The organism is Belnapia moabensis DSM 16746, assembly GCF_000745835.1.
Lineage (GTDB): Bacteria > Pseudomonadota > Alphaproteobacteria > Acetobacterales > Acetobacteraceae > Belnapia > Belnapia moabensis.
Map to the genome: position 1 here is coordinate 1 of NZ_JQKB01000050.1, position 18,451 is coordinate 18,451.

Here is an 18,451-nt window from a genome sequence, read left to right on the forward strand (position 1 = left end):
GCTCGGCTTCACCGTGACGCTGGACGCGCCCACCACCAGCACCGTGACCGTGGCCTATACCACGGCAACCGGTGGCACGGCCGCGGCGTCTGATTTTACCGCTACCGCTGGCACGCTGAGCTTTGCGCCGAATGAAACCAGCAAAACCGTCGCGGTCCCGACCGTGGAAGACAGCGCCGTTGAGCTCAACGAGACCTTGTTCTTCAACTTGTCAGATCCGACCGGCGCCGCGCTGGCGGATGCAGCGGCGACGGGCACCATCATCAATGACGACAGCGCCCCGATTGTTGTTCCAGGGATGCGGGTGTCGGATGTCAGCGTGACCGAGGGCGGCGTGCTGAATTTTGCGGTGACACTCAGCGCGGCCAGCACCGCCCCGATCACGGTGAATTACAGCACGGCCAATGGCACCGCCATCGCTCCGGCCGACTACACAGCAGCATCAGGCACGCTGACCTTTGCCCCACAGCAGACCCGTATCGTGGTCGCGGTGGGGACCACCGATGAAACCGCCTATGAGAATAACGAAACCATGTTCCTCCGCCTGACGGGACCCAGCGGGGCGACGCTCGTCGATGCCGAAGGCCAGGGCCTGATCAACAACAACGACGTGGCCGGGCGCACCATCACCGGCACAAGCGGCAGCAACCTGCTCACGGGGGGTGGTGGCGACGACGTTATCACTGGCGGCCGAGGCAACGACACCATGACCGGTGGTGCTGGTGCGGATGATTTTCGCCTCACCCGACTGGACGGCTTCGACCGGATCAGGGACTTCGCTCCCGGCCTGGATGATCTGGTGTTCAGCGGCATCGCCAGCAGCAGCGTGCAAGTCCGTACGGGCAGCTATGCTGGGGTCACTGGCAGCGATGTGTTTTATGGCACCAGCGGCGATCATGTGTTCCTGCAAGGCGTGACGCCGGCCCGGTTCAGCATCGCCACTGATGCGGTTTTTGTCTGAGCGAGCCGGGCGCGGGATTTCGCCCGCGCCCCGGGGCGCAAGACACGGTGCTCGTCATCCCAGCGGCGGAGGATGGGCGGATCAGCACCGGCACGCGGGGAGCAACGCGCTGTCGGGCCGTGCCGGTGACGAGTGCATCACTGGGCACCGTGGCATCGACATCATGATGGTTCGTGGCTTGGCCGATGATGGCACCATCGCCCGGCTCGGCGGCTTCGATCGCAGGTCTGGATGTGGTCCTCGGGGTCGATGGTCTGCTGTTCAGCGGCAGCGCCAGCACCACGGTACAGGCCCGCCCCTCCACCTCCTCCACCATCCCGGGCATTGATGGCATCCCGGCACCAGCGGCGGCGTATGGTCTTCGGCGTGTGATGTCCTCGCCATGTCCCATGCTTTGGTCTTGCCTCAGCACGAGAATACGCGGCTTCCCCGCAGGCGCGTTGGATCCTTGAATGGGCCGGGCCAAAATCACCCCGCTGCCACCTGGGTATGGCGCGTCCGGGCGGCACCGGCCCGGCGCCGCCCGAGGGGGCGCCGGCCCGTGACCGGACGGCTGATGCCGTGCCCGGATCGACAGCCTGGCCGCGTGGCGACATCGCCAGCATGGCGTCATGATCCTTTGGGCAGGGACCGGTCGGCCTTGGCGCTGACCGGGCGGCCCCAACACTCCGCAGCGCCATCCAGCGCCCTGGTCGCCGGTCTGGATGGCGCAGCCCTGGTGGTCTGGCCGAGGGGGTAGCGGAGGGGCTTCGGGACCCCGTGCGGCAGCGGCGCCGGGACGTCATGGCGCGGCGACTGATGGCGGCTGCTGTGCCGGGCCGATCCGCCGGCCGGCATCATCATACAGCCTGGGATGCAGTCCAAGTGGACCGGCTACCCCAGCTTGGAGTGCGGCCCGACTGCCGCCCTCGGCGGTGCCGGGGACTCCGCCAGCGTGCGGGCCGGCTACCATCCGCTGTCGCCTGGACCGCGGCAGCGGCGCCGACTGCAGGGCGCTGATGCGGCAGTGCCACAGTCCCGGTGATCGCGGCGACACCGCCACGCCTCTCCCCTGCACATTGAGACACCATCGGAGCGGCACGCTCTCCCCCTACGCCTCCAGCCCGTTTACAACCCTAAGTTAATAAAGTGCCATTTTCGGAAATTCTGGCGGTTTCGGGAATCAAGGCCGTGATAACAGCGCCTGGTACGCTCACCACCGATCTCGGGGGAAATCAGTTTAAAGTCGTCCTGGCGGACGACTTTAGCGCTGGTTACAAACCCTACCATTGGGGCAACGGCTTCAACAGCGGCCTGTATGGCAATGGCGCCTTTCGTTGGAGTACCAGTGACATCAAGGTCGCCCAAGGCGAGTTGCAGCTGAGCGAAACCCGCCAGGCCAATGGCAGCTGGACGGCCGGTGGGTTTAACAGCTTCCACGCCGGACTCACGATTACCTATGGCACCGTTGAGTTCGATGCGCGGGTTGAAAGCGCGCAGGGTACGATGGCCGCGATCTTGATGTGGCCGCAATCGAATGTCTGGCCGCGGGATGGCGAGATTGATATTCTCGAAACGCCGAAGAAAATGGCGATGCATACCGTGCACTGGGCAGGCGCCCGCAATGAGGATGTGTATAGTCCTCAGTTCAGTGGGATCGCGACGGATCAATGGCACCATTATAAGATGACCTGGTTGCCGACCCTGATCACGATTGAGGTGGATGGCGCCACGGTCGCCAAGTGGAGCAACCCGCAGATCATCCCACACACGGCCATGGGTTTCGGCGCCATGGGTTATGTGGCCAATAGCAGTGAGGCCTGGATCGGCGGAGCGCCCGATCATACCACGCCGAGCAAGGTCACGACCCATATCGATAATGTGGTGATGGCCCAATGGATAGGCACCGGCCCGGTCGTGAACCCTATTCCGCCAGTGGCCCAGGCACCGGTTGTTGTTTCTGACAGCGTGCCGCCTGCCGTCGCGGCTCCACCTCCCCCACCGTCACCGGATCTGCGGCCGGTTTACCGGTTTTTCGATCAAGACACGACGGGCGAGCATTTTTACACAACCGACGCGCAGGAGAAGGCCGTGATTATGGGCTCACTGCCCAGCTATGTGTATGAGGGTGCCCAATGGGCGGTTCCCGTCCAATCCGCCAAGACCGTCGATGTGCATCGCTTTTTGGATACGGTGAGCCGGACCCATCACTTTACGACGGATCGCCAGGAGGTGGACTACATTCGCAAGGCCTTGCCGGCCTTCCACTATGAGGGTGTGGCCTTTCAGGCCTACGCGGAGACGGCCACCAGCGCTGGGCTGATAACCCTGCAGCGGTTTTTTCACCCAGCCACCGGCAACCACCATTTTGCGCTCCCGGATGAGGCAGTGGCGATTCAACAGGGTTGGGTTGGCCCGGGCTGGCTGTATGAGGGCCCCGGGTTCACGGTGCACGCCGTGTCCCATGATATGGTGCTGTAGGTCATCCTCAGGCCACTCGTCCCGTAAGGATCCTCAAGACAGGGCCATTGGCGCTACCCTCGCATCCGGTTTCCGACAGCAGATTGCCGGGATGAGTTCTCATCAGCGGCGAATTCAGGGAGGTGGCGGGGCGTGGGTGACCGGCCAGCCCATTCGGGCCGCTACGGCGCAAGGGCAACGCGGGAGGGCACGGCAGCCTTCGGCGGCCGGCGCGCAGCGCGACCCTCCTAACGCTTGAGATTGACCAGGTGCGAGGTATTAATGAGTTCCGACAGCTTGAGGCCGATTTGGCCAATCAGGATCGCACTCACCTCTTGATTGCCATTCTGCAGATTGTCCCGGGTGATTTTCAGATCCAGCAGAATATCCTGCAGTTTGTCCTGCACCTCTTTGGTCATGGCCATCGATACGTCCATTGGTCAGCGCCCCTAGTGGGATAGGCCGGTGGATCAGCAGGGCAGCGTGGCCATAGCCGCGCTGTGTGACCGCAGGAGGCTGCCATCACCGGATGATAATCAAAGGAGAGTGTAGGCAGATCCAGCGCAAAATCTGGCGGCCGGAACGGCTGCGGCCCGCGGCGGGCGGCTGGGAGCCCGTCGGCGTCTCGATTCGCCGCGGGGATTGCGCAACCCGGGCTGGCGACCATGACCGGCTGGGCGATGCTCACCATAGCCACCAGCCCATGGGGTGATCCCGGTGGTGCCGCGGTCGCCCCGGTGGCACCGCTCTGGTCTGGTTTCGCCGCGCCAGGCCCGGAAGGGACCACGCCGGGCGCTCGATGTCTTGAAGGCGGTGATGGGGCGGAGCGGCCGCCCGTTCGTGTCTGAACAGCCCCGGGCCCTGGTCTCGGCAGCCGGATACTGCGTCCTCAGGTCATTGGTTGCCCGGGCGGCCTCACCCTGGCGGGCCGCGGCCATGCCCCGCGCTGCCACCAGGGTCCACCCCGCCATCGCAGCGGCCCACCGCAGCGCCCCAAACTCGCCACGCCAGACCCGCCCTGCAAGGCGGCGCGGGCGATGTCTGATCAGCGCATGCTGCTGAGGGTCTTCAGGGACTGGTGGTGGATCGCGGTGACGCGGGTTTGCAGGTCCTGCAGCGGCGTGCTGTACGCCTCCAGGGAGTGGGACAGGCTGCCCACCGCCCCATCCAGGTCGGTCAGGGCAAGGCGGAGGTCCTCCACGGCCTCACGCTGCTGCTGCAGGGCCAGATTGAGATGGCGTAAGGCTCGCGCCAATCTGTCATCCGGGCTTTTGGCGGGAAGGGGAAGGACGTTATTGCTCATGGCGACAGAATAAACCGGGCGGATTTTGCTGCCGCTCACAGACCAGTTGATCCCACCAACGTGTTGCCGCGCCCACGCCGCAGTATTGCGGCCCCAGCGCTGCTCGCCGCCACCCTCTCACAACCATAAGGCGCGCGGTATTGGCATCTAATGACTTTTAGTTGTGACGCCGAAGGGTCGATTGATCCCGTGCCGGGTCGCGGTGGCAGCCCGCAGCCCGTCCCGGCGGGCCCCGCTGGATGCCGCTCCTGGCGCAGCCGATGCGGCCGGCCGCGCCAGCCACCAGCGGCGGCTCGCGCGCCGTCACTGAGGATCGGCAGGCCGGGCGGGCAGCGTACCGCCCAACCGCTGCGCCCGGCCCGATTTGCAGGTGGACCAGCCGATCTCATGGCGTGCCGCAGCGCTTTGCGACCGGACCGCGCCGGTGTCGGCAGCTGATGATCGGTGCCAAGCCCGCGGCTCCGGCCTGGGGCCGGCTGATGCAGGGCCGCCATTGTCTCGGATCAGCCGGCGCTCCGGCGGGGGCGGGCCTGGCGCATCGGGCGTGGCCGGCGGTGTGGTAGGGCGGGTGCACCGCAGGGCAGCGGTGGCAGGTCTCCGCCTACCGGAGCCGTTGATTTTCCGCACCGTCGCCTCGGTCCCCCGGCCGCGCCACCCTATGGCGGCTGCGCCTGGCGGGCATGGATCCTGCTGGACTTTGCGGCCGGCCGCACGGCCCCACAGCCTCCAGGATGGCGCCTCCGCCCCGCCCGGCCCCCTGCCCTGCCTGGGAAATGCCTGTGGCGGTGCGGCGCTGTGCTAATCTGCCCCGGGTTCCGCGCTGGGGGCGCAAGCGATGGCTGCAGAATGAAGGGGGTGCCGAGCCTGTCAGGCTCAGCCGCGGCCAAACCGCGGCGAGGCGTCGGGGGGCAGGGTCTGGGCAGGGTTGCTCAACTGGCACGCCGGGTCGCCGGCCGCCGCACCGCCGTGCCACAGCCGCTGGAGCGCCGCGGGCCTTCGGGAGGCTCGCCGTTCCGGCTCCGTGCTGCGGCGCTGCAGGGCGCGATCCACGCATGCAGATAGCGCAATGGCTGGGTCTATTGGCCGCCTCCAGCGCGGTCACAGGTGTGCTGGCGTACCGGTTGGGGCGCCGTCGTCTGGCTGATCTGGCGGACCAGCATCGCCGTCTGCAGCAGCAGGCCGCGGAGAACGAGTCGCTCTTGCAGGCCTATGCCCTGGGTGCGGTGTTGATCCGCACGCTGGATGGCACGATCACTCATTGGTCGGCAGGCTGTGAGGCGCTGTTTGGCTTTGATGCAAAGGCCGCGGTGGGTCGCAAGGTCCAGGAGCTGCTGTCCACACGGTTCCCGCCAGGCGGCCTCCGAACCGTGCAGGAGGAGCTGGTGCGCCGGGGCGAATGGCGCGGCGAGTTGCGCCATCGCCAGCGCAGCGGCGACGCCCTGGTGGTGGCGTCGCATTGGGCCTTGCGGCGCGATCCCCTCTCGCAGACGCCGATTGGTGTGGTGGAGCTGCATGCCGATGCGTCGATGCTGAAAGCGGCGGAGGCGGCGTTGCGGGCGGAAGAGGCGCGTCTGCTGCTGGCGCAAGAGGTGGCGGGGGTTGGGATTTGGGAATGGGATCCGGGAACCGACCTGTTTGCCTGGACGCCTGAACAATACGGGCTGTCGCGCGATCCCACGGCGCCACCGACGGAGCGGTCGCTCGAGGCGTTTCTCACCTGTGTGCATCCGGACGACCAGGGTCGCATTCGGGAGGCCACACGCCAGGCGCTGGCGACGGGTGAGTATGATGTGGAGTTCCGCCTGCTGCGCTCGACCCAGGACAAGGCGTGGGAGGCCCGCTGGCTGTCCGGGCGTGGACGGCGCATGCCGGCGCCAGCGGGCAAGCTGGGCCCAATCCTCGGCATTCATATGGACATCACCCAGCGGAAAGAGGCGGAAGCCCGCCAGGAATTGTTGATGCGCGAGGTGGATCATCGCGCCAAAAACGCCTTGGCGGTGGTCCAGGCGGTGTTGCGGCTGACCAAGGCGGAGACGCCGGAGGCGTTTGGGCAGGCGATTGCGGGCCGGGTGTCCGCCTTGGCCCGTGCGCATACCCTGCTCACCAAATCGCAGTGGTCGGGCGCGAGCCTGACCGCCTTGATCCGCGGCGAGCTGGCGCCCTTTGTTCCCTCCACCGCCATGCCGCGCGTCAGCCTCTCAGGACCCGAGCTGACCGTGGCGCCGGTGGTCGCACAGCCGCTCTCCATGATGCTGCACGAACTGGCCACCAACGCGGCCAAATATGGCAGCCTGTCGGTGCCGGACGGGACGCTGCAGCTATCCTGGTCGGTGGATTTCGAGGCCGACCGCTTGGTGCTGCAATGGACCGAACGGGGCGGCCCGCCCGTGACCGGCACAGCCTTCGCTGAAGGCTTCGGCTCCCGGATGATTCGTGCCACCATTCAGGATCAGCTCGGCGGCACCGTCCAGTTCAAATGGCAGCCGGAAGGTTTGACCTGCTCCGTGGTGCTGCCCATGCGTCGTAGCTTGACCCGCAGTCTTGCCAAGGCAAACGAAAATTAGCGCTGCTCATCGCGGAGACCTCATGGCCACGATAGTGATTCTGGACGACAGCGCCATCAATCGCAGCATTTATGCCAAACTGGTGACCATGGTTGCCGACGGCATGATCACTGAGTTGTTTTCGCAGCCCCTGGATGCGCTGGAGTGGCTTGAGCACAATACCGCTGACCTGATCATCACCGACTTCAGTATGCCGCAGATGGACGGCGCCAGCTTTACCGAGCGGGTGAGAGCCCTGCCGGCCCTGGCCCGGACCCCGGTTTTGGTGGTCACGGCCTATGACGACCGCAGCTTCCGCGTGCGGGCGCTGGATGCCGGCGCCACGGATTTTCTGCAAAGCCCGATTGATCACTTTGAGTTTGTGACCCGGGTGCGCAATCTGCTGGCCTTGAGCCCTCGCTTGACGGGCGAGGCCGAGCCCGACCTGGAGCCGCCGCGGCTGCTCCCGCCTGTGGACGCGGCGACCTTGGCGCTGGTCCTCGATCTGGTTCCCGCGCTGATCAGCATCACCAATCGCGCCGGGGTCTATCTCTATGCCAATGCCAGGTTTGCGGCATCGCTGGGACTGACGCCGGCCGAGGTGTCGGGCCGTCATGTGCTGACCCTGCTCGGGCCTGAGCGCGGTGCCGCCAGCCAGGCCCAGGATCAGCGGATCTGCGAGCGGGCCGAAGCCGTGCCGCCCTACACCGAAGCCTGGCCGCCCACCGCGGCCGCGGGGCCGGGCCTGGTTCGCACCAGTAAGATGCCCCTGCCGGACCCGTCCGGTGCGATCATCGCCGTGCTGACCACATCATGGCCCCTGCTGGAGGCCGCCGCGCCGGCGGCGCAGGCGGGGCTCTGATGCCGCGCCTGGCGCGGCTTCCTGGGCCCAAGCGTGGCTTGCGGGTGTTGCGTGGCCAGGTCGGCACCGAGCAGGAGATGAGTTTCAATCGCCTGATCTTTGCCCTGGCCTTCGTAATCTACTTTGCCACGGCCGGCCAGGCGATTGCCGCCGACGCACGGCCCGCTCTCCTGTGGTGGATCGCGTTCAGTCTTGCCATCTTCGGGCATATCCGCTGGCGGCCGGCCCTCAGCACCCCACGGCGCAGCGTGGCTTTGCTGCTGGATATGGGGTTTCTCACCTGGTTCTTGCATATCGGCGGCGCATTGGCGGCGCCGTTCTTCCCGATCTATGTCTGGGTGATGCTGGGCAATGGCGCGCGGTTTGGCGTGCCGTGGCTGGCCGCGGCCATGGCGACCTTTGCCCTGGGGTTCGGCTGGGTGATCGCCACCACGCCGTTCTGGCAGGATCTCCCGCATCTGTCGGTGGGCTTGCTGATCGCCCCGGCCATTCTCGGCATTTATGCCATGACGCTGATCCGCAAGCTGTCGCAGGCTCGGCAACTGGCCGAGCAGGCGAATGAGGCGAAGGGGCAGTTTCTCACCAGCGTCAGCCATGAACTGCGCACACCGCTCAACGCCATCATCGGCATGGGCGGGCTGTTGCGTCATACCCGGCTGGATCCCGAGCAGCAGGACATGGTCCGCACGGTGGATGCCGCGGCCAAGTCGCTGCTATCGTTGATCAACGGGATCCTGGATTTCGCCCGGATTGAGGCCGGCAGCACGGTGGTGCGACCCGAGGCCTTTGATCCCGCCACGCTGCTGCGCGAGGTGCGCATGCTGTTGCTGGCACAGGCGCGCGAGAAGGGCTTGCAGCTCACCATTCATATCACGGCACGAACCCCCAATTGCCTGGTCGCCGATCGCCGCCATCTGCGCGACATCTTGCTCAATCTGGCCGGCAATGCGGTGAAGTTCACCGAGGCCGGGGGGGTGGTGATGGCGCTGGATGCCAGCCCCGCCGGCCCGCAGCGCTGGCTGCTGCGGGGCGAAGTCAGTGACACCGGCATCGGCATCGCGGCGGAGGCGCGGTCGCGCATTTTCCAGCGCTTCACCCAAGCCGACGCCACAATCATCAACCGCTTTGGCGGCACGGGGCTGGGGCTGGCCATTTGTGAGGGCCTGGTGCGGCTGCTGGGGGGCGAGATCGGGGTGGAGAGCCAGCCTGGCCAGGGCAGTGTGTTCTGGTTCACCGCCCCTCTGCCGGCGCCGGATTCCGGGCCGACTCAGGCAGCCGCCCCGGCCGGGATAAGCCTTCTCCTGGCCACGCCGGCGCCCGAGGCGGCAACCCCGCTCAGCACCGCCCTGCAGAACCTTGGATTGTCGGTGGTGGTGTGGCGCCGGAGCGTCGACGACCTGGCCGAACTCTCGGGCCTGCCCCGCCACCAGGCGCCGCTGCAGTGTTTGCTGGTGCAGCGACACCATCCCGCACTGCCGCCGCCCGGGCCGCCGTCCACGCCTGATCGCATCGCCGCGGCCGGCGACGGCGTGGTCGTCGCCCTATGCGATGAGGCGCCCGAGGGCCTGCCGGACCTGGTGGTCCGCCAGCGCACGCTCAGCCTGCTGTCCGGCACCCCGGCCGCGGAGACGCTGCACCGGGTGCTCCACCATGCGCTGGCCCAATTGCCTGGCCTGGAGGAGGGAGTCTTCGAGGGGCGCGCCATGGCCGAGGCCGCGCCTTCGGGGCGACGCATCCTGGTGGCCGATGACAACCGGGTGAATCGGGCGGTCACCCGGAAGATCCTGGAGCGGGAAGGCCATCAGGTGGTTCTGGTGACGGATGGTGACGCGGCGCTGGATGCCCTCGAGGCCGGGCCGTTTGACCTGGTTCTCATGGATCTCAACATGCCGGAGCTGGATGGCATTACCGCCACCAAGCTGTATCGGGTGGCTGCCCTGGGGCGCCCGCACCTGCCCATTATCGGCTTGACCGCGGATGCTTCGCCCGAGGCGCAGCAGCGGAGCCGTGAGGCCGGCATGGATGCGTGCTTGATCAAGCCCATCGAGCCGGCCGCCCTGGCGGCGACCGTGGCGACCTATCTGCGCCCCGCCGCGGCGCCCCGGCCCGCCCGGCCGGACAGCCTGCCGGCAACGCCGGACCCGCCGTCGCTGCCGGTGGACCCGCAGGTTACCGACACGCTGGAAAGGTTGGGCGGCCAGGAATTCGCCACCGAGCTCATGACCCAGTTTCTGGAGGATGCCACGCTGGAGTTGGACCGGCTAAGAGCCGCGGCGGCGCGTGCCGACGTGCCGCAATTCCGCGCCTCGGCCCATGCGCTGCGGAGCGGCGCCGCCAATATGGGTGCCCTCGGCGTGTTGGCCCTGTGCAAAGCGGCTGAGGCCATGCCGGCTGCGGAGATCCCGGTGGGTGGCCCGCGCCAGGCGGCGCTGCTCGCGGTGGAGCTGGCGCGTCTGCGGCAGGCGCGCCCAGGCGGTGAGCGCCCCCTGCCGGGCCCGGGATCGGGCGCGCCGCCGGCATGAGCCCAGGCATGGCTGGGAGATCGCTGGGAGAGCGGGGCCATCGCACCACGCCACGCCCGCGAGGATCCCGGCCAGCCAGGGCCGGAGGGCGGGGATCCGGGCGCGTCAGCCTCGTGGCGTGACCGGACCTGGCAGGACGCGGTGGCGCAGGCGGCGGCGGTGGGAGTGGCGCGCAAGCGCCATCGCGGGCCCGATCACCACCCGAGGCGGGACCCTGACCATCGCCCATGTCCAGGCATGGCGGGAGGGGCTGGAGCCGCTACGCTGCCGGGGGTGCTGGGCAGTCACGCTGCCTGGATGGGTCGGGTCGGGGTTGAACCACCGAGTCAGGGGTGCCCGGGCCGCCACGCGCGGCGCGCGCGGAGCCCCAGATGGCTTGCCCGGACCGAGCGGTCTGGCCTAGGCGGCGCAGGCCGGCATGCTGGTCAGACCCGGCAGCGGGTCGCCGGCGGCGCCGGCCTGGTCGGTATCGGCCATCCGCCGATCCTGGGCGCCGGTGAGCCGGTGCATGCGGCGCAGATCCAGGGCGGTCAGCCGGATCGCCGCGTCAGCCCAGATCTCCACCACCTCGCGCAGTTCCTGCAGCGTCACCGGATCAACCCGGCGGCGCGCCCGGTAGGTGGCCTGATGCGCATTGTGCCAGCGGCTGTTGCGGTCAACATAGGCCAGCAGGGCGCTGTCACCCTCCCCGTCCTCGGCCAGCACATCGATCAGCCCCATCGCGTGCAGTTCGGCTGCGGTGTGAATGCGGCCGCTGAGAATGAATTTTTCGGCCGCCACCCGGCCCAGGCGGCGCGCCAGGAAACTATAGGCGCCCATGCCCGGGAACAGGTTGAACAGCACCTCCGGCAGACCGAATTTGGCGCTGCGTTCGGCGATAATGATGTCATGCGCCAAGGCGCATTCAAACCCGCCGCCCAAGGCGTCACCCTGGACCAGCGCAATCGTCACCAGGGGCAGGTCGAGCGCCACATGGGAGCGGTGGATGGCCTCCACGGCGGCGTAGCCATACTGCCGTAGTCCCGTCAGATCGCCACGTTGGATCAGCTGCTGGAACAGGCCGAGATCCCCGCCGAGGTTAAAGATGCCAGGGATGCCGGAGGCGCAGACAAAATAGCGCAAGGCTGGCTCGGCTTGGTCCAGCGTCGCCTGGTACAGCGCCGGCATCGCCTGCTGCATGGCGGCAACATCGCGCAGCAGTTGCGGGCTGAAGCACGGGCGGCCCTGCGGCCGGAGGCGGCACCAGACCAGGCTGCGCGTCGCATCCAGCGTTACATCCAGGGTCTCGTAGCGGCCGAGGGCGGGCACCGCCTGCGAGTGGAACGGCCCGGGCAGTGGATCGGCCAGGCTTTGGCCGGCGACGTCCAGGGCAAGCGGCGCACGAACGAAGGTCATTCTGACGCTCCACAACCAGCGGCGGTGGGCCAACCGCCCAATCCCCTTCCCTTTGACGCTCACGAAAATATTATTCAACAAAAATCCGACACAAGCAGTGTTGCATTGACCATTTCATTCACCGGGATGGTTCCAAGACCATCCGCAGCGACTCGCGGCTTGGCCCGCGGGTCTCGGTGCGGCCGGCCTGGTGCGCTCCGGCACGGGTCGCTTCCAAGCCGCCGCGGCGATCCGACCGGGGCTGGCTGGGCTGCGAGTCCGGTCCAAGCGGCGGGGGGCGCGATAGCGGGGTGCGGCCGAGCCGCTGACCCGGTTCCGCTCGGCGCCGTCCGAGGCGGGCGGCCGAGGCCGGCCGCAATCGCGCGGCTCGGCCAGCCGCTCCCGCTCCTGCTGACCTGCCAGCGGCATGGTCCGTGGCAGGCCACCGCATCCGGAGCCCGGCAGGGCCCTGCCTGCCCCTGCCCCCTGCCCTACCCACCGGCGCCGGCCAGGACCAGGGTCTGCGAAATTCCCCTTGGGAGGCGAATGGCCCGACTGCGGTTGCTGCGCGGCGGTCTCTGGGGGGTGCCCATCCGGAGCGCGCGGCCTCCAGCGCGGGCTGGCTTCTCGCCGGTCTCGGGCTAGCCGCCGGAGCGGCGTGACCGGTCCCGGCGCCGCACCATCACCGGATGGGCGCTAGGGCACTGGTCCCATCGTCGCCTGCGCCCAGCCAGCAGTCCGGCGGATCGCGCCAGGGGGGCTGGGGACACGCCCTGGCCGCAACCCTGGGCGCCGCGATCCCACGCCAGCATGGCGGCGGGCTGCCCTATTGAGGCACCGCGCCGCTGGCATGCTAAAAATCAACCGGGTAATGATCAGCCCGAGGGCGGGCTGTCAGACGCCATGGACAATCCGTGCAGCCACAGGGGATCCGTTCAGACCCTGGATGAGGGAAGCTTTCCGTGTCCAGTTCTGCTTGTGCGATCGCGCATGCCCCCGATACCTGGTTGACCAAGCCGTTCCGGGAAGTGCTGCGCCGCTCCGGCATGCGACTGTTGCCGCCGGTCCTGGCGGCCACCTTGATGATCACAATCCTGGCCTTGGCGCTGCCGCTCGCCTTGCTGCAGGTCTATGACCGCATCCTGCCCAACGCCTCCCTGGGCACCCTCACGGTCCTGGCCCTGGTGGTGATCATGGCCCTTCTGCTGGAGGCGCTGCTGCGCATTGTCCGCGGCAATATGCTGGCGCGGATTGCCGCGATCGCCGAGGCGCAGGCCCACCGGCAGGCCATGGAGCATGTTCTGCGCGCGCCTACCGCGGCCCTCACCAGGCATGGCAATGGCTACTATGCCGAACGCCTGTCGGCGATCGGCACGCTGCGGGAGGCGTGGTCGGGTCCCGCCATGCAGGCCATGCTCGATTTGCCCTTTGCCCTGCTGTATTTGCTGGCGCTGGGCTATCTGGCGGGCAGCCTGGCCCTGGTGCCGCTCGCGGCGCTGGCCGGTATGGCGGCGGTGGCTTGGCACAATGGCCGCCGGGTGCGCCAGGCCTCCCGGGTGTTGAGCGAGGCCGAGGAACGGCGCTTTAACTTCCTGTTCGATGCCCTGCATGCCGCGCATTCCGTGAAGATCCTGGGCGCGGAGCGGCTGCTCGAGCGCCGCTACGATCGGCTGCAGGGCTGTTCCGCCAAGCTTCGTAACGATGTTGGCGCGGCCAACGCTGCGGGCCAGGAGAGCGGTCTGTTGCTGGCGCAGCTGGCCACGCTGGGCGTCGCCGCCATGGGCTGTCTCATGGTGCTAGCAGGCCAGCTCAGCGTCGGCGGTCTGGGCGCCTGCACCATGCTGACCGGCCGGACCATGCAACCCTTGCTCGGCGGCATTGCGCTGTGGGCGCGGTTGCAGTCCCTGGCCGAAGCCAGGCGCCGCATTGCCGAGATTTCCGTGCTGCCCCAGGAGCCGCGGCCGGACCTGCCGGCGCTGACGCTGGCCGCCGGTCGGGTGTCGTTGCAGGGGATTCGCGCCGGAGCACTGGGGCCCGACACCTGGCTGTTTGCGGATCTGGATCTGGAGGTTGCCCCGGGCGAGATGGTGGGCATCACCGGAGCCAATGGCTCCGGCCGCTCCACCCTGCTGCGGCTGATTGCCGGCGAGGTGCGACCGGCCGCCGGGCGCGTTTGCATCGACGGCCAGGATTTGGCGGCGGTCGACCCGCCCAGCACCCGTCCGGGGATCGCCCTGGTGCCGCCGGATCCGGCCCTCGTCCGCGGCACCTTGCTGCAAAATCTCACCCTGTATCAGCCGCATCTGGAGGAGGAGGCCCTGGCCCTGGCCCTCCAGCTCGGGCTTGACCAGGTGGCGGGGCAGCTCCCGGGGGGCTGGCACACCCAGGTCGGGACCGCCGCCACGCCGCTGCCGCGTGGGGTGTCCCAGCGCATTGGCGTGGTGCGCGCGCTGTTGCAGGCCCCGCGAATTCTGCTGCTGGATGACGTCACCGCCCAGCTGGACTCCGAGGGTGATGTGCAGCTCGCCCAGCTGCTGAGTGCGCTGCGCGGCCAGGTCACCGTGGTGATCGTCACCCACCGCCGGTCGACCCTTGGCCTGGCCAACCGGGTGCTCACCTTGCACCAAGGTCGCCTGGAGCCGGTGCTGTGACAGTCCTGCCACGGCGATCCCCGAGCGCGGCCGCCGACCCGGCACTGCCCGCCAGCAGCAGCCCGATGCCCCTGATGGAATTGCCGCCCCTGCTGTTGGCACCATCCGACCTCACCCGCTGTCTCTCCGCCGCGCTGGCTGTGCTGGGCTGGCGCGGTGGCCCGGATGACCTGCTGGCCGCGCTGCCGCATGCGCAAGCTCAGATCGACGTTACCGACTTGCGCAATGCGCTGGCCATCCTCGGCTACCCCACCCGGCTGGCGCAGCTCCGCCGGACAGCCATCCATCCGCGCCTCCTTCCGGCGCTGCTGCTGCAACCCGGCCGACCGGCGGCCGTGCTGTACCTGGACCCCACCGGAGCGATGCTGCGGTTTGACGGCGGCACTGGCCAGGTCGCGCCCTGCGGCCCAGATGGGCTGCGGGGCACCCTGGTGCACTTCACCGAGATTGAGCCAGCCCCACGGCAGAACTGGTTTGCCGCCATCGCTCGCCGCTTCACCGGCGATCTGCCGGGTTTGCTGGGCGCCAGCGCCTTGATTGCGCTGCTCGGGCTCGGCGTGCCGCTGTTTACCATGCATGTGTTTGACACGGTGATTGCCGGCAACAGCCCTGCCAGCCTGCCTATGCTGGCCGGCGGTGCGCTGGCGGCGCTGCTGTTTGAGATTCTGTTCCGCATGCTCCGGCAGCGCGCCTTGTTGCGCATTGGCGAGCGCCTGGACCGCCTGGTCTCAGCCGGCGTGTTCAGCCAGCTCATGGCGTTGCCCACCGCCCTGGTCGAGCGGGCGGGAACCGCCTCGCAGGTGTCCCGGCTGCGGGACTTTGCCACCATCCGCGACTTCCTGACCGGCAGCTTCGCCCTCGCCGCCCTGGATCTGCCCTTCACGCTGCTGGTGTTGGTGTTGATGGTCGCGTTGGGCGGCTGGGTGGCGATCGTGCCACTCGGCACGGCCGCGGCGCTGGGCTTGTTGTTCCTGCTGTCCCGCGGTGCCGTGCGACGCGCCATCAGCGCGGCCGCGCAGGCAGCGCAGGCGCGCGATGCGCTGGCGGTGGAAGCGCTGGAGGCGGCGCAGACGCTCAAGAATGCCGCGGCTGAAGAGCGCTGGATTGGTCGCTACGCGGCCGCGGCCGCCCGGGCGGCGCAGGCCTCGGCGCGGGTGGCCACGCTCACCGGCTTGGTTACGGTGGTCAGCCAGGCGCTGATGACCGGCTCCGGCCTGGCCGCTGTGGTGGTGGGGGCGGTCGCGGTGCTGCATGGCGGCATGAGTGCCGGCTCGTTGATCGCCGGCATGATGCTGCTCTGGCGCGTGCTTGGCCCGCTGCAGACCGGCTTCGCCATGCTATCACGCTGGGAGCAAACCCAGGCCTCCATCCGCCAGGTGGATTCCCTGATGGCCTTGGAAACCGAACGGCCGGCGGCGGCCGAGGCGCGGATGGCGCCGCCGGAGGCCGGCGCTATCAGTTTCCAGCGGGTGACGCTGCGCTATCTGCCGCAATCGGAGCCAGTGCTGGCCGGTGCGAGCCTGACGATCCGTCCGGGCGAGGTCGTCGCCGTGACAGGTGGCGACGGCGCCGGCAAATCCAGCGTGCTGCGCCTGGTGGCGGGCCTGTACCGGCCGCAAGGTGGGCTGGTGCGGATTGATGGCCATGACGTGCGCGCCTTTGATCCGGCGGTGCTCCGTCGCAGCATCGGCTGGGTCCCGCAAGCGCCGGAAATGCTGTACGGCACCATTGCGCAGAACCTGCGCCTGGCCCATCCCACCGCCGAGGACGACCAGTTGCGGCGCGCGGCCCGAGAAGCGCGGGTTCTCGCGGCCATTGAGATGCTCCCGGAGGGGTTTGATACCCGGGTCGGCGACAATCTCAGCACGCGCTTGCCCCGCAGTATTCTCCTACGGATTGCCCTGGCCCGCGCGCTACTGCGGGATGCGCCCATCCTGCTGCTGGACGAGCCGGCGACGGGGCTGGACGATGTGTGCGCCGAAGCCTTTGCCGAGGTGGTGAAGGCCCGGCGGGGCCGTTGCACCATCCTAATGGCCACCCACCGGCCCAGCCACATGCTGTTGGCCGACCGCGTGCTGCGCCTGCGCGATGGTCAGATTGAAGAGGCGCCGCCCCGGCCCGGGCCGCCGCAGCCGATGCTGCGCGTCCCGGTCTTTCCCCCCGAAGCGGCCGCATCGGTGTTCCCGGTGCGGGCAGGAGCGTCCGCATGAGCGGTTCAGAAACCCGATTGGTGACCCTGCCCGCGGCCAGCCGCGTCGCCAGGCCCGATGCTCATATGCTGGCGCTGGAAGAGGTCCGGGTGCCCGGGCTGGAGCGCAGCGTGGTGCTGGGCGCGGGCCTGCTGTTGGTGGGGTTTTTTGCCTGGGCCACGGCCACCCGGATCCCGGAGATCGCGGTAGGGGTGGGCGAGGTGGTGCCCGCCCTGGCGGCCGCCCCGGTCCAGCACCTGGAAGGCGGCATTGTGGAGGCGGTGCTGGTCGCCGAGAATGCGGTGGTGGAGGCCGGGCAACCTCTGCTCCGGATGAACGATGCCGCCGCCCAGGCCGATTTGGGCCAGTTGCGGATCCGCAATGCCTCGCTGCGGTTGCAAGCCCTGCGGTTGGCGGCCTTGGTGGCGGGAACAAGCGAGGTGATGCCGCCTGACGTTGGCCTGATGGCGGCCACGCACCGGGATGCCCTGGTAGCCCGATTGCAGGTTTTGGCGGATCGGCGGGCGGTGCTGGCCGCCCAGGTGGCCCAGCGACGCAGCGAGTTGACAACGCTGGCGGTTCAGATCGCTGCCCTCGAGCGGCAAATCGCGCTGCATGCCACGGAGTTGGAGGTGCGGGAGGGTTTGGGGCAGAACGGGCTGACAACCCGCGTGGCCATCCTGGAGGCCCGGCGGCTGCTGATGACCACCCAGGCGGAGCGGGACCGCCTGACCGGCCAAGCCGGCACGGTGCGTCGGACCTTGGAGGAGGCAGAAGCGCGGTTGGCGGAGACCCGGTCCAGCGTCATCGACGAAGCGCGGCAGGAGGCGGCCCGCGTGGCGCTGGAGATTGCCGAAACCGATGAGGGTATGCGGCGTCTGGCGGATCGCGCCGAGCGCATTCTGGTGCGAGCGCCCAGCACCGGCATGGTCCGTGGCCTGGCCGTGCAGCGACCAGGGACCGTGGTACAAGCGGGCGCGCTGATGGCCGAGATCATGCCGCAGGACACCCCTCTGGTGGTGGATGTGCGGCTGCAGCCGCGGGATATCGGCTTCATTCGCCTGGGCCAACCCGTGGATATCAAGGTTCAGGCTTTTGACTATGCCCGCTTTGGCACCTTGCGCGGTGAGGTGGAGCGCATCTCCGCCGGCACCTTCGTCGATGACCAGCGGCAGCCCTATTATCGGGCACGGGTCGCCCTGTCCCAAGCCTTTGTCGGTCACGAGGCGGGTGGCGCCCGGCTGGTGCCGGGGATGACGGTCCAAGCCGACATCAAAACCGGCGAAAAATCGGTGCTGCAATACCTGCTCAAACCCATCTATGCGGCCATGGCGAGCTCGTTCCGCGAACGCTGAGGACAGCGTCCCGAGGCGGCCGGGCTGCCTTGCAACGAGCCGCCGCGCCACCGCGGCGTGATTGCCCGCCCGGGCGGCATCTTAGGGACCGCCCGGGCCCCTGGCCGCAGCCCACCAGGTTTTGGCCAGGAGCCGCGGCGCTGCCCTTGGCCCCCGCCCAGGTGTGGTGGGCCGCGGCTTGCCGGTCTGGGCTGAGCACCCGGGTGAGCCACCAAATCGGTCGGCCCCCGAGCCACCGCCCTGCCGCCGGGG

Annotated in this window: 11 protein-coding genes; 8 read left to right on the forward strand and 3 right to left on the reverse strand. The window is 68.5% G+C overall.

Going from position 1 to position 18,451, the window contains the following annotated elements; genetic code table 11:
- Positions 1-961 (forward strand): Calx-beta domain-containing protein (locus EP26_RS21925; RefSeq protein WP_043341922.1); only part of this gene is annotated, 961 nt, incomplete at its 5' end.
- A gap of 1,128 nt (positions 962-2,089) precedes the next feature.
- Positions 2,090-3,421, forward strand: coding sequence for a family 16 glycosylhydrolase (locus EP26_RS21930; protein WP_084112750.1), 1,332 nt, complete (start codon positions 2,090-2,092; stop codon positions 3,419-3,421).
- Positions 3,422-3,648: 227 nt separating this feature from the next.
- Here EP26_RS21930 and EP26_RS35110 read toward each other — a convergent pair whose 3' ends face one another.
- Positions 3,649-3,825, reverse strand: coding sequence for a hypothetical protein (locus tag EP26_RS35110; RefSeq protein WP_169747446.1), 177 nt, complete (start codon positions 3,823-3,825; stop codon positions 3,649-3,651).
- Between the two features lie 620 nt (positions 3,826-4,445).
- The gene (locus EP26_RS21935; RefSeq protein ID WP_157033673.1) at positions 4,446-4,742 is read right to left on the reverse strand and encodes a hypothetical protein; all 297 of its coding nucleotides are present in this window, start codon (positions 4,740-4,742) and stop codon (positions 4,446-4,448) included.
- Positions 4,743-5,755: 1,013 nt separating this feature from the next.
- Here EP26_RS21935 and EP26_RS32250 point away from each other — a divergent pair.
- From EP26_RS32250 to EP26_RS21950, 3 genes are read left to right on the forward strand one after another with little or no spacing between them, the layout of a single operon-like run.
- The gene (locus EP26_RS32250) at positions 5,756-7,267 is read left to right on the forward strand and encodes an HWE histidine kinase domain-containing protein (RefSeq protein WP_169747447.1); all 1,512 of its coding nucleotides are present in this window, start codon (positions 5,756-5,758) and stop codon (positions 7,265-7,267) included.
- Positions 7,268-7,289: 22 nt separating this feature from the next.
- Positions 7,290-8,108, forward strand: coding sequence for a response regulator (locus EP26_RS21945; protein ID WP_052389509.1), 819 nt, complete (start codon positions 7,290-7,292; stop codon positions 8,106-8,108).
- A complete protein-coding gene (locus tag EP26_RS21950) occupies positions 8,108-10,630 on the forward strand; it encodes an ATP-binding protein (RefSeq protein ID WP_169747448.1) in 2,523 nt (840 codons plus the stop codon). The genes EP26_RS21945 and EP26_RS21950 overlap by 1 nt, the downstream gene beginning before the upstream one ends.
- A gap of 399 nt (positions 10,631-11,029) precedes the next feature.
- Here the strand turns inward: EP26_RS21950 and EP26_RS21955 are convergent, their stop codons facing one another.
- Positions 11,030-12,025 carry a crotonase/enoyl-CoA hydratase family protein gene (locus tag EP26_RS21955; protein ID WP_052389511.1) on the reverse strand — a complete coding sequence of 332 codons (996 nt, stop codon included), beginning with the start codon at positions 12,023-12,025 and terminating at the stop codon, positions 11,030-11,032.
- A gap of 986 nt (positions 12,026-13,011) precedes the next feature.
- Here EP26_RS21955 and EP26_RS21960 point away from each other — a divergent pair.
- From EP26_RS21960 to EP26_RS21970, 3 genes are all read left to right on the forward strand, one after another.
- Positions 13,012-14,655 (forward strand): ABC transporter transmembrane domain-containing protein, encoded by a 1,644-nt coding sequence (locus EP26_RS21960; RefSeq protein WP_043341928.1) that lies wholly within the window; start codon positions 13,012-13,014, stop codon positions 14,653-14,655.
- Positions 14,656-14,729: 74 nt separating this feature from the next.
- Complete coding sequence (locus EP26_RS21965; protein WP_169747449.1) at positions 14,730-16,865, forward strand: peptidase domain-containing ABC transporter; 2,136 nt, start codon at positions 14,730-14,732, stop codon at positions 16,863-16,865.
- A complete protein-coding gene (locus tag EP26_RS21970; RefSeq protein ID WP_084112754.1) occupies positions 16,862-18,199 on the forward strand; it encodes an HlyD family type I secretion periplasmic adaptor subunit in 1,338 nt (445 codons plus the stop codon). Before EP26_RS21965 ends, EP26_RS21970 begins: the two co-directional genes overlap by 4 nt.
- Positions 18,200-18,451: the final 252 nt, after the last annotated feature.

Coding starts and splice junctions, on each gene's coding strand:
- EP26_RS35110 (WP_169747446.1), bottom strand. CDS start 3,825: ATGGCCATGACCAAAGAGGTGCAGGACAAACTGCAGGATATTCTGCTG.
- EP26_RS32250 (WP_169747447.1), top strand. CDS start 5,756: ATGCAGATAGCGCAATGGCTGGGTCTATTGGCCGCCTCCAGCGCGGTC.
- EP26_RS21945 (WP_052389509.1), top strand. CDS start 7,290: ATGGCCACGATAGTGATTCTGGACGACAGCGCCATCAATCGCAGCATT.
- EP26_RS21950 (WP_169747448.1), top strand. CDS start 8,108: ATGCCGCGCCTGGCGCGGCTTCCTGGGCCCAAGCGTGGCTTGCGGGTG.
- EP26_RS21955 (WP_052389511.1), bottom strand. CDS start 12,025: ATGACCTTCGTTCGTGCGCCGCTTGCCCTGGACGTCGCCGGCCAAAGC.
- EP26_RS21965 (WP_169747449.1), top strand. CDS start 14,730: ATGGAATTGCCGCCCCTGCTGTTGGCACCATCCGACCTCACCCGCTGT.
- EP26_RS21970 (WP_084112754.1), top strand. CDS start 16,862: ATGAGCGGTTCAGAAACCCGATTGGTGACCCTGCCCGCGGCCAGCCGC.